The organism is Pseudomonas sp. S3(2024) (assembly GCF_036861315.1).
Lineage (GTDB): Bacteria > Pseudomonadota > Gammaproteobacteria > Pseudomonadales > Pseudomonadaceae > Aquipseudomonas > Aquipseudomonas putida_A.
This window is the reverse complement of sequence record NZ_JAZAQQ010000004.1, coordinates 61,994-83,990: the sequence shown is the minus strand read 5'-3', so window position 1 is coordinate 83,990 and position 21,997 is coordinate 61,994. Positions and strand designations below refer to the sequence as shown.

Annotated in this window: 24 protein-coding genes and 2 pseudogenes; 2 read left to right on the top strand and 24 right to left on the bottom strand. The window is 58.0% G+C overall.

What is annotated here, in order from left to right:
• Positions 1-54: 54 nt before the first annotated feature.
• The 16 genes and pseudogenes from VLA07_RS12155 to VLA07_RS12080 all read right to left on the bottom strand — a co-directional run bounded on the left by VLA07_RS12155 (position 55) and on the right by VLA07_RS12080 (position 11,702).
• Entirely contained in the window at positions 55-660 is a 606-nt protein-coding gene (locus VLA07_RS12155; protein ID WP_333989325.1) for a hypothetical protein, read from the bottom strand.
• A 307-nt stretch (positions 661-967) separates the two neighbouring features.
• Positions 968-1,330, bottom strand: a complete 363-nt coding sequence (locus tag VLA07_RS12150) for a hypothetical protein (RefSeq protein ID WP_333989324.1) — start codon at positions 1,328-1,330, stop codon at positions 968-970.
• On the bottom strand, positions 1,327-3,120 hold the full coding sequence (locus tag VLA07_RS12145; RefSeq protein ID WP_333989323.1) for a DUF927 domain-containing protein: 1,794 nt from the start codon (positions 3,118-3,120) through the stop codon (positions 1,327-1,329). Before VLA07_RS12145 ends, VLA07_RS12150 begins: the two co-directional genes overlap by 4 nt.
• Entirely contained in the window at positions 3,107-3,988 is an 882-nt protein-coding gene (locus VLA07_RS12140) for a toprim domain-containing protein (RefSeq protein ID WP_333989322.1), read from the bottom strand. The genes VLA07_RS12145 and VLA07_RS12140 overlap by 14 nt, the downstream gene beginning before the upstream one ends.
• A complete protein-coding gene (locus VLA07_RS12135; protein WP_333989321.1) occupies positions 3,985-4,209 on the bottom strand; it encodes a hypothetical protein in 225 nt (74 codons plus the stop codon). Before VLA07_RS12135 ends, VLA07_RS12140 begins: the two co-directional genes overlap by 4 nt.
• Positions 4,202-4,489 (bottom strand): hypothetical protein, encoded by a 288-nt coding sequence (locus VLA07_RS12130; protein ID WP_333989320.1) that lies wholly within the window; start codon positions 4,487-4,489, stop codon positions 4,202-4,204. The genes VLA07_RS12135 and VLA07_RS12130 overlap by 8 nt, the downstream gene beginning before the upstream one ends.
• Positions 4,490-4,492: 3 nt before the next feature.
• Positions 4,493-4,825 carry a hypothetical protein gene (locus VLA07_RS12125; protein ID WP_333989319.1) on the bottom strand — a complete coding sequence of 111 codons (333 nt, stop codon included), beginning with the start codon at positions 4,823-4,825 and terminating at the stop codon, positions 4,493-4,495.
• Positions 4,822-5,067 (bottom strand): hypothetical protein, encoded by a 246-nt coding sequence (locus VLA07_RS12120; RefSeq protein WP_333989318.1) that lies wholly within the window; start codon positions 5,065-5,067, stop codon positions 4,822-4,824. The genes VLA07_RS12125 and VLA07_RS12120 overlap by 4 nt, the downstream gene beginning before the upstream one ends.
• A gap of 472 nt (positions 5,068-5,539) precedes the next feature.
• Positions 5,540-6,058, bottom strand: a complete 519-nt coding sequence (locus tag VLA07_RS12115) for a Rha family transcriptional regulator (RefSeq protein ID WP_333989317.1) — start codon at positions 6,056-6,058, stop codon at positions 5,540-5,542.
• Positions 6,055-6,354 carry a helix-turn-helix domain-containing protein gene (locus tag VLA07_RS12110; RefSeq protein WP_333989316.1) on the bottom strand — a complete coding sequence of 100 codons (300 nt, stop codon included), beginning with the start codon at positions 6,352-6,354 and terminating at the stop codon, positions 6,055-6,057. Before VLA07_RS12110 ends, VLA07_RS12115 begins: the two co-directional genes overlap by 4 nt.
• A 1-nt stretch (position 6,355) precedes the next feature.
• Positions 6,356-6,523, bottom strand: a complete 168-nt coding sequence (locus tag VLA07_RS12105) for a hypothetical protein (protein WP_333989315.1) — start codon at positions 6,521-6,523, stop codon at positions 6,356-6,358.
• Between the two features lie 1,318 nt (positions 6,524-7,841).
• Positions 7,842-9,257 (bottom strand): tyrosine-type recombinase/integrase, encoded by a 1,416-nt coding sequence (locus VLA07_RS12100; protein WP_333989314.1) that lies wholly within the window; start codon positions 9,255-9,257, stop codon positions 7,842-7,844.
• A 349-nt stretch (positions 9,258-9,606) separates the two neighbouring features.
• Positions 9,607-9,732, bottom strand: a pseudogene (locus VLA07_RS12095) (helix-turn-helix domain-containing protein); the annotation flags it as partial.
• A gap of 64 nt (positions 9,733-9,796) precedes the next feature.
• Positions 9,797-10,477: an RES family NAD+ phosphorylase gene (locus tag VLA07_RS12090; RefSeq protein WP_285373140.1), complete on the bottom strand. Its 681-nt coding sequence runs from the start codon at positions 10,475-10,477 to the stop codon at positions 9,797-9,799.
• Positions 10,474-10,884, bottom strand: a complete 411-nt coding sequence (locus tag VLA07_RS12085; protein WP_285373141.1) for an MbcA/ParS/Xre antitoxin family protein — start codon at positions 10,882-10,884, stop codon at positions 10,474-10,476. The genes VLA07_RS12090 and VLA07_RS12085 overlap by 4 nt, the downstream gene beginning before the upstream one ends.
• 308 nt (positions 10,885-11,192) lie before the next feature.
• A complete protein-coding gene (locus VLA07_RS12080; RefSeq protein ID WP_333989313.1) occupies positions 11,193-11,702 on the bottom strand; it encodes a PBECR2 nuclease fold domain-containing protein in 510 nt (169 codons plus the stop codon).
• Between the two features lie 442 nt (positions 11,703-12,144).
• On the opposite strand from VLA07_RS12080, the gene VLA07_RS12075 reads away from it, so the two are divergent.
• The gene (locus VLA07_RS12075; RefSeq protein WP_007961685.1) at positions 12,145-13,071 is read left to right on the top strand and encodes a LysR family transcriptional regulator; all 927 of its coding nucleotides are present in this window, start codon (positions 12,145-12,147) and stop codon (positions 13,069-13,071) included.
• Here the strand turns inward: VLA07_RS12075 and VLA07_RS12070 are convergent.
• The 6 genes from VLA07_RS12070 to VLA07_RS12045 all read right to left on the bottom strand — a co-directional run bounded on the left by VLA07_RS12070 (position 12,988) and on the right by VLA07_RS12045 (position 17,683).
• The gene (locus tag VLA07_RS12070) at positions 12,988-13,305 is read right to left on the bottom strand and encodes an AzlD domain-containing protein (protein ID WP_007952614.1); all 318 of its coding nucleotides are present in this window, start codon (positions 13,303-13,305) and stop codon (positions 12,988-12,990) included. The two genes, VLA07_RS12075 and VLA07_RS12070, sit on opposite strands and share 84 nt — an antisense overlap.
• On the bottom strand, positions 13,284-14,000 hold the full coding sequence (locus VLA07_RS12065) for an AzlC family ABC transporter permease (RefSeq protein ID WP_027611235.1): 717 nt from the start codon (positions 13,998-14,000) through the stop codon (positions 13,284-13,286). Before VLA07_RS12065 ends, VLA07_RS12070 begins: the two co-directional genes overlap by 22 nt.
• Complete coding sequence (locus VLA07_RS12060) at positions 13,997-14,374, bottom strand: GNAT family N-acetyltransferase (protein WP_003220700.1); 378 nt, start codon at positions 14,372-14,374, stop codon at positions 13,997-13,999. The genes VLA07_RS12065 and VLA07_RS12060 overlap by 4 nt, the downstream gene beginning before the upstream one ends.
• 79 nt (positions 14,375-14,453) lie before the next feature.
• Complete coding sequence (locus tag VLA07_RS12055; RefSeq protein WP_003220699.1) at positions 14,454-15,200, bottom strand: 2OG-Fe dioxygenase family protein; 747 nt, start codon at positions 15,198-15,200, stop codon at positions 14,454-14,456.
• Between the two features lie 231 nt (positions 15,201-15,431).
• Complete coding sequence (locus VLA07_RS12050) at positions 15,432-16,718, bottom strand: OprD family porin (protein WP_226499805.1); 1,287 nt, start codon at positions 16,716-16,718, stop codon at positions 15,432-15,434.
• Positions 16,719-17,014: 296 nt separating this feature from the next.
• A complete protein-coding gene (locus tag VLA07_RS12045; RefSeq protein ID WP_333989312.1) occupies positions 17,015-17,683 on the bottom strand; it encodes a DsbA family protein in 669 nt (222 codons plus the stop codon).
• A gap of 256 nt (positions 17,684-17,939) precedes the next feature.
• Between VLA07_RS12045 and VLA07_RS12040 the strand changes: the two are divergent.
• Positions 17,940-20,033 (top strand): annotated as a pseudogene (locus VLA07_RS12040) (TonB-dependent receptor).
• 186 nt (positions 20,034-20,219) lie between these two features.
• On the opposite strand, the gene VLA07_RS12035 reads toward VLA07_RS12040, so the two are convergent.
• Complete coding sequence (locus tag VLA07_RS12035; protein ID WP_007961849.1) at positions 20,220-20,432, bottom strand: hypothetical protein; 213 nt, start codon at positions 20,430-20,432, stop codon at positions 20,220-20,222.
• Positions 20,433-20,677: 245 nt separating this feature from the next.
• Positions 20,678-21,784: an agmatine deiminase gene (gene aguA, locus VLA07_RS12030; protein ID WP_007961848.1), complete on the bottom strand. Its 1,107-nt coding sequence runs from the start codon at positions 21,782-21,784 to the stop codon at positions 20,678-20,680.
• Positions 21,785-21,997: the final 213 nt, after the last annotated feature.

Genomic DNA, 21,997 nt, shown 5'->3' with positions numbered 1-21,997 from the left:
TCCGTGTCGCGACACGTTTTCGTGATTCGCAAAACGTGTCGCGTGATTGGGCTTCTACTTGCCGACGATGCTCAGGGTGGGCGGGAGCCTCGGACCGAACGGAGCGCCGGGCGCGAACGGATCGGGAAGCAGATGCTCGGGGCACTCCCTGATGAACTGGGTGAACGCGATCTGGCAGGCGTTGAACAGCGGGGCGTCGTTCCACTCCTGCCCTCGGCGTGCGGCGCTGTCCTCCAGGGATTGGGCGAACACCAATTCCGCCAAACCGTCCACGCCGTCTTTCCTTGCCGCCTCACGCTCAACGGTATTCACCGCCAGCAGGTCGCACACCCGGTCGAATCCCAGGCCATCCATCAGCCCTTCGGTATCCAGCATGAGTGACCGGCCGAACGCCCCCAGCACCTTGCGCAAGTCATCCCACTCGGCGCGACGGTGGTCGGCGGCCCGCTGCTCGAGCTCGGCGATAGTGCTGGCGGTGAATGGCAGGTATTGGCGCAACTTGCCGGCCTTGCGGCGTATGGCCCGGCGCTCGTCGCGGATGGAATCAAGCCGCGCACCGAAGGCCCCGCAGATTCGCCGGGTGGTGATCAGACTGGTGCTCATGCTGGCGCCGGGTTTCCTGGCTATGTCGACCAGGGCAATGACGAGGCTAGTGCTCATTAGGCTTTCTCCATGGGCGTTGAGTCGTAAGCGGCGCGCAGGTCAGCGCCAGCCGAGCAGTGGCGGCCGGTGGGCGCGTAGCAGGAACGGCAAACCATGATGTGGTTGAGGTACTGGTCGCGGAACTGTCGCCACTCAGGTGTGGCAGTGGCGGCGTTGGCATGGGGGCCAGTAACGAACTGGGCAGGGCGCTCAATACGGTTCGCCAGCACTAGGCGGGGGCGAGGTTGAGGACGACTCCACACTCTTGCGGAGTCAGCGCCAGCAATGGCCGGCGGCATGTGATCGAGCAGGGAGGACAGGAGGCTCATAAGGCCTCCTCGCCCTGATTGCTTGTCATCCAATGTTCCTGTGATTTCAAAAACACCGGCAACAGCGGCAACAATGGCAACAGCCCTGTGAACCGTGGGCTCCAGGTGTTGCCGATGCTTCCAAATTGTTGCCACCGGATTTTTACCGGCAACAGTGATAACCAAACTGAGGGGGCGAACCGGCCTCTTGTGTTGAAAATGAGGTGTGTGTTGCCAGTTGTTGCCACTTTTTTTATAGGGTGGCAACGGCTGCAAGCCGCGTCCCACAAGCCCGTTGCCGGCGTTGCCACTGTTGCCAGTGATTCTAGGTTCCTGTGAACTTGGGCAATTCGGGTAGGTGACGTTTTGGTGCCGTTCATGCGCCACCCCCTTCGCGGTCCATTGCCTCAGGATCGACCACGTACAGGCGCGCCTGGCCACCGCCTGGGAGACGGTAGTTCTTGGTTTTGCGTTCGTTGTCGCGGCGGGCGAGGACGTTCGCGCCTTCCAGCGCTTTGATGATGCGAGACAGGCCGTAGCCGTGAGCGGCTTCGATCAGTGCCGGCTTGTTGAACAGGTACAGGCGGTTATTGCCCGTCAGCTCCCAATAGCCAGCGCGGTTGAATACCTTGGTGTCAGGCGTCACGTCATCGACATCGGAAAAGCGACTGCTGCCATGGCGATCGATGAAGTCGAGAATGCCGGCGAGGATCTGCCGGTCTTCGGCATTCCCGCTGCCAACCCGGCTCAGCCATTCGCCATAGAGCAAACGGCAGTCGGCGAGGGCGGTTCCCGGCTTCCACGGGAGCAGGCCGTAGGCGATCGCCATCTCACCCGCCAGCGCGATCACGGCGAACCGATCAGCCACGCGTCCGGCTTGGGCGTTGTCCTCCACAAAGCTGGCGCGCACGCCGGCGAAGTCTTCGAGCAATCCTGCGCGGTCGTCACTCGCGAGCAGCTTCTCGACGAACGCTGGTCCGAGGTGGCCATGGTGGGCGCCGACGGCCACGGTGAGCTGGCGGTGGAAGTCTGCGCCCTCGAGGCCGTGCAACTCGTCAAAGGCGCGATGGGTGCGGGTGCCTGCGTTCACGTCGACCATGCGCAACTCAGCGCCGGCGTGGGCAGCATTGCCGGATATGGCCGCGTGCTCGGAGAGCGAGCGCTCGCCGCTGGAAAGGGTCAGCAGACGCCAGCTCAATTTGGCACGGCCTTCACGCTCACGGGTCATGGTGCCTTTGCCTTGGCCGTTGGCGAGGGAGTAGGCCATTTCCTGTACCCGTTTCGGGTCGGCGCGCTTGATCTCGTCCAGCGGCAGGATGGTGTCGTTACGGCTCGACGCCTCGATCTCAAGGCCGCCCTTGGTCATGTCCCAACTAGCGGCGAACACGCCCGGGTCACCCCACACCGACGAGCCAATCAACTGCGCCAAGGACTTGCCGCTCGAGCTGTCGCCCACCAGGTGAACGCCCCCACCCAGCACGCCGACCAGACTCAGCAGCGGGCCGGCCAACGAGCAGCCGATCGCCAGTGTCAGCACCGGGTTGCCGGCACACTTCGCGGCTACCTCTGTTTGCCATAGAGCCAGCTCACCGCGGCGGCTGAAAAGAACCTGCGCCTTGTTGCTGGCCTGGTATCGCACTTTGTCGCTGCCGATTGTCCTCCCGGGCAGCACGAACGCGCCCGATTCATGCCAACCCGGCCGGCTAGTGGTGGCGAACACTTCTGCAGGATGCTGGTCGAGCAGGTACTCCATAAACGTGCCGCGCTTCTTGAGGGCAATAATGACGCCCATCCCGAACAAGGCGCGCCGGGCGTCCTCGCCGCTGCCGCCGAACACCTCCATGGCGATGATCCACTCCTTGATGCCGCCCTCGGTGACCAGACGCAGCAATCGACCTTCGCTGCCATCGTCGCTGTTTGTGGTGCGAGCGATGACTGTGACGGGACTGGATATCCACTCATCGGTGATAGGCCGATCGCCGGTATCGCTCTCGGCGTCGTCCTGGTCAGCGGCAGCGCGCTTGAAGCTATGCCAGTAAACGCCTGGGCGAAGCTTGCGGCCCTTCTCGTTGATCACCCAATGCTCATACACCGCCCAGCAGGGGCGATCTGGCGCAACGGTCGCGGCGTCCGGCCGAAGGTTGATCACGTTGGTGTCAGGCTTGGACATGGGCGAGCTTCCAGTTGGCGAGGTCGTTGAAGTCGGTGAGGTCATCGGGGGCGCCTTCCGGCCACTCAGGAAAAGCCACTTGACCACCCACGGCTGCCGCCGCTGCGTTTGCCGCTGCGCGCCCCGGGTTGCCATCGGTGAGCCGGTCGTCGTCGCCGGCGATTACGATTGGCTGGTCCGGGTAGCGAGCACGAAGGGCCGTCGCCGCTGGGAGCAAGTTACCCGCGTTCATAGCCGCAGCAACGACATAGCCGCCGTGCTGGTGGAGGCTGGCGGCCGTCGCCCACCCTTCGCAGATGCAAAGCACAGAATCTGGCTCGATGATGCCCAGCGGCGAATAGGTGCCCTTGATCCGGCCGCCGAACAGGAAGCGCTTTTCGCCGTCCGGCGCAATTCGTTGCAGGTTGACCAAACGTCCATCCAGGTACAGCGGGATCAGCAGGTCAGCGCCACGCTGGCGTAGGCCGTAGGAGCGAACTGCCTTGGCGATCAAATACGGGTGGTCGGGTGAGGCGCGGCGCGCATTACGCCACCAGTGAATGGCTTTCTCGGCGGCCTGCTGCTGGCGCTGGAGTTGTTCGGCTTCGCGCTGGCGCCGGGCATTGTCGATCCGCTCGCGGATTTGAGCCGCTTCGCGGGCGTCCACTGGTTCGCGACTACACCACGTGCTGGTGCCACCGGCCTTCCAGCTACCGAACGCGCCGGACGCAATACCGTCAGCAAACAACGTGTACCAGCCATTGAAGGAGCCGGACTTGTCGCCAGGGACATGGAAACGGTGAATGATTCCGTCGTCCACGGGTAGCCAGTCGAGCGGGCCATAGACGGCCTGGAGCGCTTCACGGAATAGGATCGTTGCGTCTGTCATGCGGCCCCCTTCGGCGGGGTGAACCGCTTGGCCAAGTTCTCCAGTTTCTGAGTCAGACGCTCCTCATTGCAGTCACGGCCTTGGTCGCCTTCCGAAATGCGCAGCTCCAGAAAGCCGACCAGCGTCTCCACCAGCAGCACATAGCTGGCGCTGTCGATATGAGCGCCAGCAGCGGGTGGGCCGCCACTGCTCTTGCGATTGATAGGGGTCACGTCACCCATGGCTGACCTCCCGGCGATCAACACCAGCAAAGGCCCGGCAAACTTGACCGTTGTTCACACCGTGCCAGTGGGTGATGTCGTCGATTGAATCAACCAGACAGGCCGTCACCTGAGCATCAGTACTACGCATAACTACGCGCCCGCACTCGGCGTCGGCCTCGGTCAAGAACGGTCCCAGCAATGCTTTGGGTACCTTCGGAGGCGTGACGTAAAACAGTTCGGTGGCTTTTTGCGAGCAAGCCGATCCCGTCGACGCAAATGCGCCGTTTTGAATTTTCATGTTTTAAATCTCTTCGAAGTCTTTCGGTTCGAACCGCGCTGCGCCGCCGCGAATCACGCGCAAACCAAGTACCGCAGCACGTGCCACGCGATCTATAAATCCGATTTCAAGATTGGTGGTGCGCCCGCCCATTCCGGCAATCGCAAACTGAATAGCGTTGAACGCTTCAGTTTCATCGTGGGCTGCCAGCTCGAATACTTCGCTTTCGAAGAACTCGATACCCTTCTGCCAGTCCGCCGCTACGCCGGGATTGTTCCGAGGCCAGTTGATCAGTCGTCCTTCGAGATCGCGCTTCGTGAAGCTCAGGTGCTCACGTGATTGGATAGCGGTGCTCATTTGGCCACCTCCGCGGTATCCAGCGCCTTCTGCATCTGCTCGACTTCGCTGTCGACATAGTTCGCCCAGTCGTACCCGAGGAAGCTGCCCAGGCTGGCCAGCTCTTCGATATCGTGCGATTTGCCGTGCTTCAGGTCCTTCGTGATCGCGTTGAACAACACCCGCATATTGCTGATGCGTTCGTGTGTGGCGCGCAGCAGCTCAAGGGCTTCATCAGCGATGCGAGTGATTGGATGACTCATTGCACGCCCCCTGAGGTTTCAAGTGTGCGGACGATGGCCATGTGAGCGTTGTAGCGGGCGAGACGAACAGAAAGGGACGAGTTTGCGCGGAGAGCGCTCAGGGCCATACGGCGGTGAGCAAGGGCGCGAATTGCGGACGGAATGAGGGCCGGCATCTGTAAAGCTCCTTCTGCTAACGAGGAGCTGCCACGATCCTTCCTACGGGATTGGGTGGCAGCTGTGCGCGGGGTAGGAATACCGGGGCAAAAGGAGCCCGGCCAGGCCGAAGCCTGCCCGCACACAGCCGCCATAACACGGAACTGCAAGCGAAAAAAAACGCCTGCAGAAGTGATCTGGGCGCTGTTGCGCCTTTTGCTTCTCGGGTTCCTACGCCCGGTCGCTGAATTTGCAGCGACAGACAAACCATACCGACGGGCGCGACTGCTGGCAAGAAAAGTTATCGACTGTTCATCCCCGATAATGAGCAAGGCGTTCATGGGCGCAAGTCCTCCACATCGATCGGCAGTTTCAGTTGCTCCCTCAAATGGGCGACATGGGCATACACGCCTGGTTTGTCATAGCGCCAGTGCGCCAGCCGGCGACCACTGATGCTGGCTTCGTTCCTGCGCGCTATGAGTGTCTGAGAGGCGTGCCCATATCGGGCTTCACGAAAAGCCACGATGAGGCTCGCTTTCAGTTCCACGACGCGGTCCGTGTTGCGGGACAGCGACAGCAGGAAGAATGCTTGATCCTCATTGAGCAGGGCGAACCTAATATCTCCACCGCCATGCTGGCCCACCGGTCTTGCCTCCGTTTGAAACGCCAGCAAGCCGAACTCTTCAAACTTAATCAGGTAGCGCTCGATCAGCGCGATGGAGTTCTTGTGTTTGTTGTCCAACTGCTCGGCCAGCACGCGGCTGTCGACGCGAGGTTCACCCTGATACGCTGCGAGGATAATGCGGTGATTTCCCGTACGACCCTCTCCAGTCGTTTTGAAGATCTTTGCCGTCATGACGCCACCTTCTGCACCGCGCCAGCGCTCAGGTAATAGGTTGCAACCTTCTGGTGATCGCGACCGTGGTCATCTTTCAGCGTACTCAGGTGGGTAACGATGCCATGTCCCTGCGCACGCAACTCAGCAATGCGCGCTCCCGGTCGCAGAATGTTCAATAGCGCGATGGCTTGGAAGGTATTGATCGAGCCATGCTGGCTCAGATACGCCAAGAGGCGCATGCGCTGGGCGCTACCACTGGTGTCGTTATTGGTTTGCGCTGAGCAACTCATCTCGGAAGGAAGGATCTTTTCCATGTCAGGCCTCCCCAACGTCAGCGTTAACTTCGGCAACGACGAATTGAGAGCGGCAAACGAGAAAACGATTGGGCACCAATGCGTTTAAGGGTACAGAAAGGGATACAGCCGCTTTTTCCAGGCAAAGCGAACCTGTCCCCGCGCCAGCGCAGAGTTGATTGGTCATCATGGGTTAAGCCTCCTGACTGAGCAGAAAGGATTCCACAGACTCGGGTTCCCAACGGACGGAGCGGCCGAAGCGGATGGGTGCTGGAAAGCCGGGAGTCTTGGACCAGCGCCACCAGGTAGCGCGGCTGACTTGGTACTTGGCGCAGAGCTGCGCGGCGGTAGCACGTGCTCCGGGGATCGGAAGGTTAGGAACATCGGTAATGCGGGTGGCGGTTTGTGCCATTTGCGGAATCTCCAAAAACTGGAAAAACCGAGAGGATCGATCTGTAGACCACCAATACCCGCGAACAGGTCAAAAGATGGCAAGTCATCGGAAACAGTACCACTGGTTAAGAAACCAGTAGCGTATTATTCCCTCCGGTACTACAGTCCGCCCGAGCTTTACCTTTTACGGTAAACCGTAAACTGGTAGAGCCATTGAAGCCGTCTCAAACGCTTCTCCCCTCGGGGTTGTGTGCTGGCCTAGCCGGTATGCAGAGGACGCTGTAACGTCCTTTCTCGAGCAGCCCCTGGAGGTCGAAGACCAGGGGCTTTTCTATGTCTGCAATTCCAACTGTCAGCGATCCTGTCAGCAAGCACCAGAAAATCAACTTTCATGGCGTCTCATACATCGACAGAACGCTGTAGGCGTGTTCGCATGGTAGCGGCGCTTTTCAAAAAAAAGAACCAGTTTTTTTTGAATCTTCTTTGCATACTTTGCATAACTTCTTATCCCCGGACATTTTCTGGCAGAAACTTACTGTACCGCTGCGTCCCACCAGTACTCATAAGCCCCCATGAACACTCATGAGAGGGCAAAACACAAGAGCGCACCGTTCGTCGGATTGGGGCGAAACGCCCTATTGTCGGGGGCTTAAGGGGGACCAATGAGGCCCTCAACAGTCCCTAGCACAAATCATGCGCCTTTCGTAGCCGAGAATTTTTATACATAGTTTCGCTAATGTTTAACCAGCCGCGACACGTTTTGAGAATTACGAAAACGTGTCGCGACCCTGATAGAGGGTGACACTGAAGTGCGCGGACTGGACTTCCACTCAAAGTGGAAACTTACACTTAAAGTGTACTCAGCTCTGCAATGAACAGTTTTCCTGTTTATTTGCGCTTATTTGCTGTTATTTCGACTTATACGCAGTTTCTGCGCCTTTTAAGCCAGAGTTTTGGAACGGAAAATCGCTGCACCCCGCGTATTCTGGGGAATGAGCGGAGGACTGTCGGTGGTGTCCTAAAGCTTCACTGGCAGCGATTCGGACCTTGAGCTACCGCGTTGACGACGGCTTAGGCTGCTGATCCCGCCTAAAAGGCTTTCAGCCGTCGAGCCATCAGGACATTGAGTTGGATTTCTTTTTCCGACGCGAGATCGAAAAGACAGTCCCAACGTCCTTGGATTCTCCTAACGCTTTAGCCAATGCTTGGTCGAATAGCTCGATAGCTCGACGCTTCTCTGGCAGCGCCGCTTCAGGATTGTTTCGGTAGTGCCGAGATACAACACCTGTCTGGCCATGAGCCTGAAGGAGATCCGACAACCGATCGTCAACACCGTGCTTTTGCATAAGCTGTGTGCAGGTCCGGCGTAGGTCCCTTGGAGAGAATGCAGGGATCTTCACACCATCGATTAGGGAATGCTTGGAATCAAGCCAATCTGCTACGGCATGAGTAGGACTGCTAATTACGAAGGGCTGTTTACCATGTGTCGTCCAAGGCCATGGATGGTCACCATTAATTTCCCGCACGTGGCGCATGATGGTGATGGCACGGTCAGATAGCGGGACTAGGTGCGGCCGACTCATGGTCTGCCCCCCTCTTCCCTTGCGGTGAATCAATAGCACCGTGCCAGCATCAAGATCATAGTCTGCCCAGGTGGTTTCGATAAGATTCTTGATTCGCTGGCCGCCAGTCGAAATGACAAATTTAAATAGCAGCCCCATAACCGGACCGATACCGGCCGTGCTCTCAACCGTGTCCCAGAATCGCTTCAGCTCAGCGTCTGATAATGCACGTTCGACAGGAGCCGAGACTTTATCTACCTTCACCATTGCTGCTGGGTTGATTTCGAGACTATAAATTTTTGCATTGGAGCGGCCGACCACGCTCTCCGCCGTGAGCCCATGATTGAATGCCGCAACCAAGAACGAACGCATACGATCCGCCTGCACTTTGGAGCCACGCTCCCAAATCGGATTGAGGATGGTGAGGATATGATCAGCCCTAACATCCCGAGCCTTCATCCTCATCACCTCCGGGTGAGGCTCCTGCATGTTGGTCTTGAGAAGGCGCTCTAACTCTTTCACAACGCCTGGTGTTGCCTTGATCCGACGCGATTCAATGTAGTCTTGAAACAGATCGTGAAAGCTTCCGCGGGACGCCTCAATTTCCGCCAGGCGTAGACGCTCGAGCCGGTCCGCTTCTTCTAATGCAGCTGCAGCCTCTCGACTAGCCGCGGCCGCGGCCTGCTGTTCAGATATGCTCTCCAAGTACTTCGCTATACCGCCCGCAACTGCGACCTCAACTGAAATGCGCATCGCCTGCGCGCGAATGCCATCCAAGCTTTGCTCGTCTGTACCCACACGCGGCTTCTTCGCCAGCGTCCCGAGAGGCAGCCGCTTGTCGCTATCCGAGGTGCGTTCCCGGTAGTAGGCCTGAATCGCTCCGGAAGCTTTACGCTCGAGCAGCAAAGTCCCTTTTCCGCGAGAGCCGACCGGCTCCGACTGACGAGTCTTTACCGCATAGGCTTCCATCTCAGTCATCCGCGTACGCTTAGCCATTCTTTCCCCGTTTTCCCCATCCGTTCCCCGTTTCTCATGCAAAGGTACGCTAACAGGTGAAACATAGAAAGACACCAAATTGGCTACAGACCACGTAAACACTAGATCGAGCAAAACGTGTGATATTCGATGAAGCGGGACGAAGCCTCAGAGCAAACGGCTTGTAATCAGTAGTTCCCGGGTTCGACTCCTGGTGCCGCACCATACAAAACGAAGCCCCTGCAGAAATGCAGGGGCTTTGTTGTTTCTGGTACGTCCACATTCCGTCCACACTGCCTCAAGCCTGTGAAGCCCCAAATCGTCATTGATCTGGATGGCTCGTTATCGAGGGATGTGCTTCTGCCGGTGCGGGGCGCGGCACCTTGGTTACACGTACAGCTTTACCGGCCTTCATCTGACGTACAGATTCCAGCAAATCCCTCCGGAATTGTTCCAATTCATTGAGCATTAATGAGTTTTCTCATTCGGTTGCTCAGGTCGGCTACGAGCAGGCTGTCGAATAAGATCGCGCTTCAAACCTGACTGATCTCAAACACAAACGAAATCCTGCGTTGACTCGCACTCCACACATAACGCAGATGTTTGCCCTGCTTCGGAATCGACACCGCTGGCGGCCGGAAAGCGGCGACACATTCGTGGCCCGGCAGGCGAACGCTGTTGTAGAGCATCCCCCACGATTCAGACTCGCGCAGTTGTCGGGCAAATGCCTGGGATGGGCCATAGGCCTCCGGATCGGGTTGATGCAAATGTGCAAAACCATCACGAACATCATGCAGCGGCTTAACCACACGATTGACGTAAGTACGCATGGTCAACTCAAGATCCGCTTCGTTGGTGGCCGCGAGGAAACGCTCCTGGTGATAGCAGGTTTCGGCGATGGCCGCGGCCTGGCTGCTGGCGGCGTAGTAGACGCCGAAGGTGCCATCGGTGAAGCGGCTGCTTTTGCCGATGTGGGTAAACGCCGCCATCACCGGAGTTGAACCGGGGCCGGAGAGCCGGTCTTCGGGACGCACGCGGGCGAGGACGCCGGACTGCTCGATCAGGCGATCGTTGGTCAGTGCTTCCAGCGCGTAGGCGATTTCCAGGTCTTCGGGGTCGAGCACGTCTTCGAACAACGCAATCGGCGGGAAGCTGCTGTTGACGATCCGGTAGGCCTTCGGCCATTGCGGCTCAGCCAGCGGCGGGGCCTTCAACCGCGTACCCCATCGAGGTAGCGGCGCACGTCGGCGATATCGACCACCCTCCCCGCCAGCATGTAATCCAGCGCGGTCCGGCCATTGAATGGCGCCGCCGTGTTCGGGCTGCTGACCCACGTATAGGCGCGCTCGCTGCTGTTGCTGAAGATGATGCTCAAGGCCTTGTGAATGCCCATCAGATACGAGATGCGCTCCAGCGTGTCGTGCGGCAGGCGAATGTTTGGCGGCAGGTGCTTGTATTTGTAAAACGTGGTGTTGCCCACGCCGCCCAACAACGTGCGCTGCTGCTCGGCACTGCAGCCCCAGCGCTCCATGAGATTGAAGAAAAACTTCAGCGCGACGCGCCCGGCTTCGGGGACGTCGAGTTGTTCACGCGGGGTGAGGGCTGGGGATGAGGTAGGCATGATTGTCCTTCTTCGCAGGTCCGCAAGCTGAGCGTAGTACAGATATGAATATTTTCAATAGAGTTATTCGTATACGAATGAAAATCCTCAAAACCCAGGTTGACATCTCAATGCTCGGTGGCAGAGAATCCGGCTCAAGAGCGCGAAACCGACTGCCTTCAGGTGGCAATAGTCGGCGTTAGGAACCCCGTTGATGACCTGAAAATCAGCGCTCGGGTGAGACCTCTTCTCCCCTGCTTGAGGGAGCACAATATCAAGCAACATTCATGTGAAGGGCAGCCTGAGAAGGCTGCCCTTTTTCGTTTGAGCTACCGGTACCGTTGATACAACAGCTCACCATGCCGATGCTTGTTCAAGCCTTTCTTGTCACAATTCATGAAATTCCAGAGTACGTTGCCGCGCTCAACATGAACCACCACCAGCATTTGGTATCTCGCGTTGTAAGCACCGATGAAAGAGAGTCGAAACGAGGCGTCATCGTAGGAAACCCGCCATATCTCTAACGGCCTCGTCAGGGTATCTCGCGCAAATTCGGTGAACCGCTCACGGGCATTCGGGCGCTTTTCCACCGTATGAAGCAAATGCTCGCGCTTCACCAAAATCGGCACATATGGCGTTTCGATCAGAACAGCATCAAGACCATGATCAAGTCCGAAGCCTCTGGCAACCTGCTCCCACGCTGCATTAAGACTCAGTTCACCTGGCAGCTCTCTAACCGCAGAAATCAGAAGGCCGGGGTCAATATCGCGAATATCCGGTAAGCCCAGATCTTTCCAGTTTTTTTGATCGGGTAACGCCCTGCTGCCCTGCAAACTCATGGCATCGACTCGCTAGCTTCGCGGATGCCGGCATTGCCTGGAAATCCATGGCCTCGGACTAGAAGTCCCGAAAATAACTACCTGATATTTCAGCCACTTGTGCATGGGCGGTAAATAAGCCCGTTCGCTCTTTTCTATAGGAGGCTTCCGACAACGGTGCAAAACAGTGGCGTTTCGGTGTGGGAAACATTCAAAAAAGCTGTAGTTCCGAGACGTAAAAAAATGCCCGACTCGTCCGAATCGGGCACTTTTCTTGACCCCAATCACCCCCACGTCATCAAAAATCCCGATCCTGTGTCAGCTTCCAGCCATCGGCGGGGACATCAATTCGCTACTAAACCCGCGACAACTATGCTCAGGTGCTGGAATATAGCCGGCATATGACGCCGGATCGGCAGTCTCGTAAACAACAATACCCAGCCCACTTCAGAGGGCATTACCCATGGATAGCAGAACCTTACGCAACCTCATGCGCATCGTGCAGACCGGCTCGTTGTCGGCCGCAGCCGAGCATTCGTGCCTGACTGTGCAGGCCCTGGCCGCGCAGTTGAACAAGGTCGAAGAGCAGTTCGGTTTCCGCTTGTTTCGACGTTCCAACAAAGGGCTGACGCTGACGCCGCAAGGCACTGAGCTGACGCCCTACATGGACAAAGTGCTGATTGCCACGCGACAGATGGAAGAAAAGGTCGAGGCGCTCAAGGTGCCGGGCCAGCGCACATTGAAGGTTGCGTTGAACAACACGTTGTCGTCTGACTTCAACCGGCGAATGATCGGACGCCTGATCGAGGTGTTTCCCGATTACCAGATGGAATTCAGCTACGCCGAGTCGATGGAGAACCTCAGCAAGCTGAAGAATGAAGACTTTGATCTTGCGGTGTTGATCGGCCCGCAGCGGCCGGGTTTGCCGAGCATTGTTTTGCCGGATGTGCAGGTGCAGGTGGTCGGTGCCCATTGCGGGCAGGAAAACGATCCACTGACGTTGCTGGGCAACAAGTTTCAGGTGCGTCCTGCGGAAGATTGTCCGTATTCCCACAGTTTCCTGCGTTTTCTCGACGCCGGACTGGGCAATCACGAGAACGGTCAACGCATGGTCTATTCCTGCAGCGAAACCCTGACCCTGTCGTTGATCACGCAGATGGACGCAGTGGGCATGGTGTCTCGTGAGGCCGCGCAAAAGAACGGCCTGACGATTTTCCCCGGATTCGAGGATTTCCTCGAAGTGCGTCTGGCGGTGAACAACCCGAACCTGTCGGGGCAGGCCCTGAATGACGTGGTCGATCTGCCGCTACATGAACGAGCCGAGCGCAATGTACGCAGCCGTCCCAACCGCCACACTGAGAAAGAGGTTTTTGCTGAAATACGCACATAACAACGTCGGAATGGCTGCATAAAATTCCGGGCGATCGAGCTGTATGTGCTGATCCTTGATCAACAAGGGTGTCAGGCTGATCGCAGCGACGATCGCCACCGGCAGGTATTCCAGCGCCCGCGCAACGAACGGCGGCCAGTGCTCGGTGTTGACTTGCAGCGGCAGCGCGCGTGGCAGGAAGGTCACGGCCATCATCAGCGCGACCACCAGAATCAGGAACGTTTGGTCAGGCATACACCCACTCCGCAGCCCACGAACGTGGCGATGAAAACGTTGAACGGCGAAGTACCGACCAGGCTCAGCGCGCCCATGCAGACGACGGCAGCCGCGGCGGCGATGAGTTTGTTGCGGGTGTTGCACAGCGACACCAGCACGTAGAGCATCATCGCGGTCAGTGCGTAGTCGAGCTGATATTTGATCAGGTGCGATGCATATTGCGCGCAGACGGCGCCCAACAATCCACCCAGCACCCAAGAGGTGTGGCAGAACAGGTTGAAGCCGATCAGGTAACGAATGTTGACCGGCGCGCCGGTGCCCAGTTTGACGCTGTGGAACGCGAAGGACTCGTCGGTCAGACCACCGGCGTAAGCCCAGCGCTCCATGCGGCTGAGCCCCAATGCGCGCAAGGCCTTGGCCATGTACACCGACATCAGCATGTGCCGCGCATTGATCAGGAAGGTGGTCAGCACGATGGTGGTCAGCGAAGCGCCGCTGGAGATCAGCGCCAGTGCGGCGAATTGCGAAGCGCCGGCGTAGACGAACAAGCACATCGCCACCGGCAGCCACATCGGCAGCCCGGCGTTGACCGCCATCAGCCCGAACACGAACGACACCGTGAAGTAACCGGCCACCACCGGGCTGGCTTCGGCAAACGTGCGCGATGGCTGATGAGCAGCCATCAGCGGCGCACTGCCGGACGTTTCATTCATAGATCCCTCTCAAATGTCCGCTCGCCGTGGGGTTCGCAAAAACCCTGGGCAGTCCAGAATCGCTTGCCCGCGAGGTTAGCATCGTCGACGAACAGAAACATCCGTAATACACCGACCCGTTTCATGTCGGATGACGCCGCTTCCACCAACCGCTGGCCGACGCCCTGACTGCGATAGCGTGGGCTGACCGCCAAGTGGTTGATGGTGCCGCGACTACCGAGCATGCCGCCGAGAACCGCACCGACGATTTCGCCTTCGACGTCGAAGGCCAGATAGGCCGTGGTGGTCTTCTGGATCAATACACCGCGCAGGCATTTGGCGTCCTGCCATTCGCAGAACGACACTTCGTCGAACTGCCGGAAGAAGCGCTCCATGCGCTGCGCGTCCTTGGCGGTGGCGCGTCGCAGCACCACCGGCGTCGAGCACTCGACGCCATCGATTGGGGTGATCTGATTAGCGAACAATGTCGAAAGCGGTCCCGGGCCGCGAGAAGGAAATCGCCAGAATCTGCCGGTACGCCATGGCATGCGTGTGGGTGTTGCGCGCCGGAGTCACGTAATGGCGCATGTCGCGATCAAGGAAGTACGTGGTGTCGAGGATTTCCTTGTAGGTGGTCGACGCCAGTTGATGCTCGTGAACATCGTACAAACGGCTTTCCGCGCCCTCGACGTTGTTGCGCCCCCAGAAGTGCACACCACTGAACGGATAGCCGTCGCAGTGAATCCCTTCCGGGGTGATTTCCAGTTGCTTGCCGGGTTTGATCTCGATGCGGATCTGATGAATCTGGCACTGCCAAATCTCATCGTGCAATTCTTCCGGCAACACGCTTTTGTACACTTCAAAATCGGTGTCGATCAGGCTGCGCATTACCGGCGAAGTGATCACTTCATCAGAGAAGTCCTGAAAGTGCCGCACAACACCGCCCACGTAGGCGTTGTTCTCTTTCGACTGCACGTACGCGCGATGCTCGAGTTGCTTCAATTCACGTGTTTTCGGGTTGTACTCGAAGTCGCTGTAACGACGGTAACGCATGCCGGCTTCGGCCTGACCGTAATAACTGTCTGGCTCCATGTTTTCCCAACTTTTGGTCAGTCTGACGAAGTCGGCAAAATGACCGTAGAGATTGAAGTCACCACCCTGGACGTTGACATATTTGTCGCGCCGTAGCGATTCGCCCACTTCTCTGTTCAAAACGATCATTACCAAATTCTCCGCTGCGTTGAGCGGCCTAATCTATTAGGTGGAGAATTTGCGTCCATGAGAAAGAATTTCAGGCATTTAAAGCCCTGCTTGAAACGGTACTTGAAGACGCTTCAAAACAACTTTTACGTGACAAAAACACGGGTTTTTTACGGTTTTTGCGAAAAAGACGTCGAAAAAAAACCCCGAGCCAGTCGGGGTTTTCTCATGTTTCTTACACCGGATCGTTCATCAGAAGATGTTGATCGGGTAGTCCACGAACACACGCACTTCGTTGCCGCTGCTGTTGTAGTCGGCGGATTTCTGCGACACGCGCAGAATCGAGCTGCGCAGTTTCACGCTAAGGTCTTTCGCCGGACCGCTTTGCACGACGTATTTGACCTGGTTGAAGATCTCACGCTCGGTGCCGCCACTGCTGGTGTCGGTGGTGATGTTGTCGCCACGCACGTAAGCAAAGTTGTAGCTCAGGCCAGGTACGCCAAAGGCACCGAAGTCCAGGCCGTAGCCCAGTTGCCAGCTGCGCTCGTCTTCAGCGTTGAAGTCCGACCAGTACGAGTTGGCCAGGTAAATGGTGTTGCCACCGTCGCCCTGACGACGACCATCGTTCTGATAACCGCCGTACGGATAACCCAGGTTGCTGTCACCGGTACTGCGCTGGTGCGCCACGGTGAACGAGTGCGGGCCGGTGGCGAATGTGGCCGCCAGGCTCCAGATCTTGTTGTCCTGGCCGCCGGTGTTCTTGATGTCGGCATAAGACTTGTCGAGCTTGGTGCGATAGCCGTTGAAGTCCAGGGTCAGGGACTGATCCTTGTCGATCGGGAACACGTAGTTGGCGTTCACGTACTGCTTCTTCATGACGTCTTCAACGTCGGAAGCGTACAACGCCGCCTTGAACTGTTCGGTGAACTGGTAGCTACCGCCCAATACGTTGATCGACTTCAGACCACCGCTGTCACGGCCTTCAGCGCTTTTACGCGATTCGGCGGTGAAACGACCGGCGTCCAGTTGCAGGCCTTTGATCTCTTTGGAGGTGATCAAGGTACCGGTGTAGCTTTCCGGCAGCAGACGCGAGTTGTCGTAGTTCAGCACCGGCAGGGCCGGCATCTGGTCGCCGTAGGTCAGCACGGTGTTGGACACGCGGAATTTGACCGCAGCGCCACCCTTGGACAGGTCGTCAGCCGCATTGCCGCTGTCACCCTGTTTGAAGAAGTCGATACCACCGGCGCCGCTGCGGCCCTTGCCGCCATCCAGACGCAGTGCGTAAAGACCGAAAGCATCGACACCCACACCAACGGTGCCTTGGGTGAAGCCGGAAGAGAACGTACCGATGGCCGCCTGGCCCCACTCGGCTTTGTCCGGGTTGCCGTCTTTGTAATCACGATTGATGTAGGCATTGCGCAGCAGCACTTTCAGGCTGCTGTCTTCAACAAAACCCTTGGATTCGGCCTGGCCGTCAGCCATTGCCTGTGTAGCACTCAACATCCCCAGTGCGATCAGACTGATTCGCTTGTTCAACATTTTGTTTTCCTTATTACGGGTTGAAACGCGCTGTGTCGAACGGCTGAAACGGCGCTATTGCACTCTTTTTTCACCCCGAAACAAAAAGACCCGCCCACGGCAAAACCGTGTCGGGCCCTTTTATTATTTTTGAGTCATGGCGGTTGGCCACAGGCGTTGGGCCGAATCGTAGCCGCGCCCTCAATAATGTGTCAATTTCAAGAATCGTCTTTAAATAGGTAAAAATCGTCTAAGAATCGTAAATTTTGCGATAGCGCATTGCTCGGAAATGCGCTCAACCAGTGAATCCAGTGCGATTACGCGCAACCGTCGAGACCGCATTGCGCGGCGGATTGCCCCGGCTCAACCGCGACCACCGCTTGCCCCAACCAGTCGGCGAAAGCCTGAGGATTGCCAAGCCATGGGCTGATGTCGATCAAGGTGAACTGCCCGTCCTGCTCCAGCGCTAATGTCGGAAATCCCTGGCCGCCCAGTTGTGCCAAGAGCTCTCGGCTGGCTTTTACATGCGCTGTCGTATCAACGGATTTAAACGTAGCCGCAAAGGTGTCCTCGGTGTAGCCCAACTCACGGGCGAGTTCGAAAAGTACGGATTCATCGGCAATCCGCCGTCCTTCCACGTAATGCGCCGTCTGCAAACGTCCGAGCATCTGCAAACCGCGACCGTCGTTGGACTCTGCCGCCATCACCGCCGCAATCGGCGGCGTCGAATCGAAGACCGCCGAATGATCACGCAGCAGACCTTCGAAATACGCTTCGCCAAAGGGTTGTCCGGTGTATTCGGCAATGCGCCGATCGTGGGGCATGACGTAATCGCGCAGTTGCGGCGAAACTTGCTGGCGATTCGCGCCGCTCATCATTCCGCCCGCATGGGCGACGACCGGCAGTACTTGCTGCGCCGCTTGCACCAGCGGTTTGGCGCCGTAGCACCAGCCGCACAATGGATCGTAAATGTAGTGAAGGATCATGGGAGAACTCCGGCAACAAAGTAGAAATATTCGATGCCGGCAGACTATTCCTACGCGTGTTGGGGAAAAACGCCGGAATGGCTCTCAGACTGTTTCGAGAATCGGTCGAATGGATCGACCGGTCAGGATGTATCGAAATCGACATAAATTGAAACAATCTGACAGGGGAACTTCTCAGGAATAAATTACGGAAGCAAATGCAAAGCATTACCATTCGCGCGTTTGAATTTGCTTACCCTTTCGGATGCGCTTTTCCATGCCTGCCCCGTTCCGCCTCACGCCTGTCACCCTTGGATTGTCTGCCTTTCTGTCCAGCGGTTTTGCTTACTCCGCCACCGAACTGCCCGCCACCGCGATCAGCGCCGAAGAACAAGCCGAGGACCCGCGCGTCAAGATCAGCAACACCGCGACTCGCACCTCCACCCCGGTGCGTTACGTGCCGCAGGCCATCGACTCGATCAAGACCACGAACGTCGCCGACTACGGCACCAATGACATCGGTGACGCCCTGAGCGGGATTCCCAACGTCAGCAGCAGCGCCGACACGCGCTTCGACAGTCTGCGTATCCGCGGCTTCGACGCCAGCAACGACTTCTATCTGGACGGCATTCGCGACGACAGCCAGTACAAGCGCGACCTGCACAACATCGAACGGGTCGAAGTGCTCAAAGGCCCGGCGGCGGTACTTTACGGCCGTGGCAGCCAGGGCGGGATCGTCAACCGCGTGAGCAAGCTGCCCGAGTTCGGCCGTCGTTCGACCATCGAAGCCCAAGGCGGCAGCGACGACCTGCGCAGCCTGTACGCCGACCTCAGCACCGACCCCAGCGAAAACCTCAGCCTGCGCCTGAACATGGGCAACATGGATGAAAACAGCTTCCGCGACGGCGTCAGCGGCAACCGCCAGCTGTTCGCGCCGTCGATGAGCTGGCAACTGACCCCAGACTTGAACTGGCTGGTGCAATACGAATACAGCCGCTACAACCGCACCCCGGATCGCGGTATTCCCGGTGTGAATGGCCGCCCGACGGACGTCAGTCGCGAGACCACTTACGGCAACGATCACGATTTCATCGACGACAAGGCGCAGTCCCTGCGCTCGAAACTCACCTACGAGATCAACGACAACTGGCAGCTGCGCCAGACCCTCGGCGTGTTCAAGCTCGACAGCGATTTCGACAACACCTACCTGACCAGCTTCGATCCGAAAACCAACAAGGTCGCGCGCCAGCACTGGCAGCAGGATCTGACCACCCGCAACGTCTACAACAACCTTGAGCTGGAAGGCGGTTTCGATACCTTTGGTCTTGAGCATCGCCTGCTGACCGGCGTCGAGATCGGCAGCCAGCGCCGCGATCCGAAGTTGTACAACGCCGCGACCGGCAGAACCCCCGGCGCGCAGCCGGTGCCTTCCCTTGACCTGTTCAACCCCAACCGCGAGCTCCGTCACACCGGCAGCATGCAGGTGTTCAGCGACAGCCACACCGAAGTCGAAAGCCGCGCGGTGTACGTGCAGGATCAGTTGCGTCTGAACGATCAATGGCAACTGCTGGCCGGCTTGCGCTACGACACGTTCGATATCGAGTCGACCAACCAGCTCAAGAACCTCACTGAGGATCGTGACAGCCACAGCACCAGCCCGCGCTTCGGGATTGTCTGGACGCCACTGCAGAATCATTCGTTCTATGCCTCGTGGTCGAAGACCTTCTCGCCCGTTGGCGGCGGCCTGATCGGCATCACCCCGGGGGCTGCCGGCAATAGCAACGACTTGAGTCCGGAGCTGACCAAACAGAAAGAAATCGGCGTGAAAAGCGACTGGCTGGATGATCGCTTGAGCACCACGCTGGCGGTCTACGACCTGGAACTCTACAACCGCCGCACCAGCGACCCGAACGATCCGACCCTGACCGTCATGACCGGTCTTCAGCGCTCACGGGGTGTGGAACTGACCGCCACCGGCAAACTGGTCGGCAACTGGTACATGCGCGGTGGCGTCGGCGTGCAGGACACCACCATCGAAAAGGATAACAACGGCCTGGAAGGTAAACGCGTCAACAACGTGGCCAAACACAACGGCAGCCTGTTCCTGACCTAGAAACCGGAGATGGGCTGGTACGGCGAAACCGGTCTGACCCTGGTCGGCCAGCGTTATGCCGACAACGCCAACACCACCGTGCTGCCGGGTTACGGCCGCTGGGATGCGCTGGTCGGCTACCGTTTCAAGGACTGGGACTTGCGCGCGGCACTGAACAACATCACCGACCGCGAGTATTACGCCTCGGCCACCAGCCAATATCAGATCCAGCCAGGCGCACCGCGCAGTGTGGTGATGACCGGTACCTACAGTTTCTGAATGCACACAAATCCTGTGGGAGGGGGCTTGCTCCCGAAGGCGTCGTGTCAGGCAACACCATCGTCACTGACTGATTGCATTCGGGAGCAAGCCCCCTCCACAGGTTCAATGTTCGCAATGGTTTCCATCGTGCATAAAAAAGCGCCGCCATCCCGGCAGCGCTTTTACCAATCCCTGTTGTTTTTCTTATCCTTCCATCACAGCCCATAACGCTTCCAGTTCGGCCTCGCTGAACAGGCCAGCGGGGTAGCGCTCGATCATCATCCGGCGCGGATCAGGTTCCCTGATCTGACGCGTTCCATTGGACTTCAAAAAGTGCGCGACAATCTGGAGCGATTCGCCGTTGACGGCCATGGGATGCAAAGTCCGCTCGCTGACTACGTTCACTTCGGCGTTCATTTCAGCGCTCTCTCCCCGTTCGTGAGCGGCTAAGTTATCCAAGGTATATGACAGAACTGTTGAAGTTCCCCCCTCTCCCTAGTGCACTTTGTCCGATACAAGAGCTATGCCAAGGTTTCCGATTTGTCGACAGGCGGATACAAACAAGCCCGCGGTCCAACAGGGCCGCGGGCTTGTTTGAATGTGTAGCAAGCTAATCTTTGCCTGGCCGATTTATGAATCAACTCAAGCTGTTACGTCTCAACTCACTCTTTGTGCGGGGCTGGCTGTTGTTGGGTAAGGCAGTGGATATTGCCGCCGCCCAGTAACAGTTCACGGCCCGGCACCATCACCACTTCGTGTTGCGGGAACAGCTTCTGCAGGATTTCCCGCGCAGGCGCGTCCATCGGATCGTCGAAGCTCGGCGCGATGATGCCGCCGTTGACGATCAGGAAGTTCACGTAGGAACCGGCCAGGCGCACGGAAGGGTTGCGCTCCTGCGTACCGTCGACCGGATCGACACCGGCGCACTCCTCTTCGGTCGCGTACAGCGGCCCCGGAATCGGCATCTTGTGCACCGTGAACGGGCGCCCCTTGGCATCGGTGCTGCTTTGCAGCACGTTCATCGCCGCCTGGCAGCGCGGGTAGTTCGGATCCTGCGGATCGTCGGTCCACGCCAGCAGCACTTCGCCCGGGCGCACGTAGCAGCAGAAGTTATCCACATGACCGTCGGTTTCGTCGTTGAACAGACCATCCGGCAGCCAGATGATCTTATCCACAGACAGATTGTCGCGCAGCACCGCTTCGATCTCTTCGCGGCCCAGGTGCGGGTTGCGGTTGTGGTTGAGCAGGCACTCTTCGGTAGTGATCAGCGTGCCTTCGCCGTCGACGTGAATCGAGCCGCCTTCCAGCACGAAACCTTCGGTGCGATAACGCGGGCTGCGCTCGATTTCGAGAATCTTGCCACCGACCTGCGAATCACGGTTCCACGGCGAATACAGACCGCCTTCAAAACCACCCCAAGAGTTGAAGTCCCAGTTCACACCGCGCACTTCGCCGCTGTTGTTGATGACGAATGTCGGGCCGGTGTCACGTACCCAGGCATCATCGCTGGACATCTCGACCACGCGGATATTCGGCACGTCGAGGCGTGCGCGAGCGTTCTCGTACTGACCGGCCGACACGGCAACCGTCACCGGTTCAAAACGGGCGATGGCCTTGGCCACTGCAACATGCGCGGCCTGCGCCGGCTTGCCACCCAGGCGCCAGTTGTCCGGGCGCTCTGGCCAGATCATCCAGGTCTGGGTCTGCGGCGCCCACTCGGCCGGCATGTAGAAGCCATCGTCACGCGGGGTACTTTTCAAAGTGGTCATCGGAACAGGACTCCTGGGAACCGTAGAAGGGTTGCAAAGCGATGGCGACTTTATAACCGATAAATATCGTATTTTAAATGCTTTAAAATGACTCTCGTCTAAAAAAAACAGTTAAATACCGATACAAATCGAATTAGCACTGAACCCATGTGGGAGCGGGCTTGCTCGCGAAGGCGGCACATCCGTCGATATCACCTTTGAATGAAGAACCGT

Excerpts from the sequence above, each read along its gene's own strand:
- VLA07_RS12070 (WP_007952614.1), bottom strand. The coding sequence starts at position 13,305 with ATGCCTGACCAAACGTTCCTGATTCTGGTGGTCGCGCTGATGATGGCC.
- VLA07_RS12125 (WP_333989319.1), bottom strand. The coding sequence starts at position 4,825 with ATGAGCACCGCTATCCAATCACGTGAGCACCTGAGCTTCACGAAGCGC.
- VLA07_RS12065 (WP_027611235.1), bottom strand. The coding sequence starts at position 14,000 with ATGAATGAAACGTCCGGCAGTGCGCCGCTGATGGCTGCTCATCAGCCA.
- VLA07_RS12130 (WP_333989320.1), bottom strand. The coding sequence starts at position 4,489 with ATGAAAATTCAAAACGGCGCATTTGCGTCGACGGGATCGGCTTGCTCG.
- VLA07_RS12105 (WP_333989315.1), bottom strand. The coding sequence starts at position 6,523 with ATGATGACCAATCAACTCTGCGCTGGCGCGGGGACAGGTTCGCTTTGC.
- VLA07_RS12050 (WP_226499805.1), bottom strand. The coding sequence starts at position 16,718 with ATGTTGAACAAGCGAATCAGTCTGATCGCACTGGGGATGTTGAGTGCT.
- VLA07_RS12045 (WP_333989312.1), bottom strand. The coding sequence starts at position 17,683 with ATGATCCTTCACTACATTTACGATCCATTGTGCGGCTGGTGCTACGGC.
- VLA07_RS12135 (WP_333989321.1), bottom strand. The coding sequence starts at position 4,209 with ATGGGTGACGTGACCCCTATCAATCGCAAGAGCAGTGGCGGCCCACCC.
- VLA07_RS12155 (WP_333989325.1), bottom strand. The coding sequence starts at position 660 with ATGAGCACTAGCCTCGTCATTGCCCTGGTCGACATAGCCAGGAAACCC.
- VLA07_RS12055 (WP_003220699.1), bottom strand. The coding sequence starts at position 15,200 with ATGATCGTTTTGAACAGAGAAGTGGGCGAATCGCTACGGCGCGACAAA.
- VLA07_RS12100 (WP_333989314.1), bottom strand. The coding sequence starts at position 9,257 with ATGGAAGCCTATGCGGTAAAGACTCGTCAGTCGGAGCCGGTCGGCTCT.
- VLA07_RS12035 (WP_007961849.1), bottom strand. The coding sequence starts at position 20,432 with ATGAACGCCGAAGTGAACGTAGTCAGCGAGCGGACTTTGCATCCCATG.
- VLA07_RS12110 (WP_333989316.1), bottom strand. The coding sequence starts at position 6,354 with ATGGAAAAGATCCTTCCTTCCGAGATGAGTTGCTCAGCGCAAACCAAT.
- aguA (WP_007961848.1), bottom strand. The coding sequence starts at position 21,784 with ATGACCACTTTGAAAAGTACCCCGCGTGACGATGGCTTCTACATGCCG.
- VLA07_RS12085 (WP_285373141.1), bottom strand. The coding sequence starts at position 10,884 with ATGCCTACCTCATCCCCAGCCCTCACCCCGCGTGAACAACTCGACGTC.
- VLA07_RS12120 (WP_333989318.1), bottom strand. The coding sequence starts at position 5,067 with ATGAGTCATCCAATCACTCGCATCGCTGATGAAGCCCTTGAGCTGCTG.
- VLA07_RS12060 (WP_003220700.1), bottom strand. The coding sequence starts at position 14,374 with ATGGAGCGCTTCTTCCGGCAGTTCGACGAAGTGTCGTTCTGCGAATGG.
- VLA07_RS12075 (WP_007961685.1), top strand. The coding sequence starts at position 12,145 with ATGGATAGCAGAACCTTACGCAACCTCATGCGCATCGTGCAGACCGGC.
- VLA07_RS12115 (WP_333989317.1), bottom strand. The coding sequence starts at position 6,058 with ATGACGGCAAAGATCTTCAAAACGACTGGAGAGGGTCGTACGGGAAAT.
- VLA07_RS12080 (WP_333989313.1), bottom strand. The coding sequence starts at position 11,702 with ATGAGTTTGCAGGGCAGCAGGGCGTTACCCGATCAAAAAAACTGGAAA.
- VLA07_RS12150 (WP_333989324.1), bottom strand. The coding sequence starts at position 1,330 with ATGAACGGCACCAAAACGTCACCTACCCGAATTGCCCAAGTTCACAGG.
- VLA07_RS12140 (WP_333989322.1), bottom strand. The coding sequence starts at position 3,988 with ATGACAGACGCAACGATCCTATTCCGTGAAGCGCTCCAGGCCGTCTAT.
- VLA07_RS12145 (WP_333989323.1), bottom strand. The coding sequence starts at position 3,120 with ATGTCCAAGCCTGACACCAACGTGATCAACCTTCGGCCGGACGCCGCG.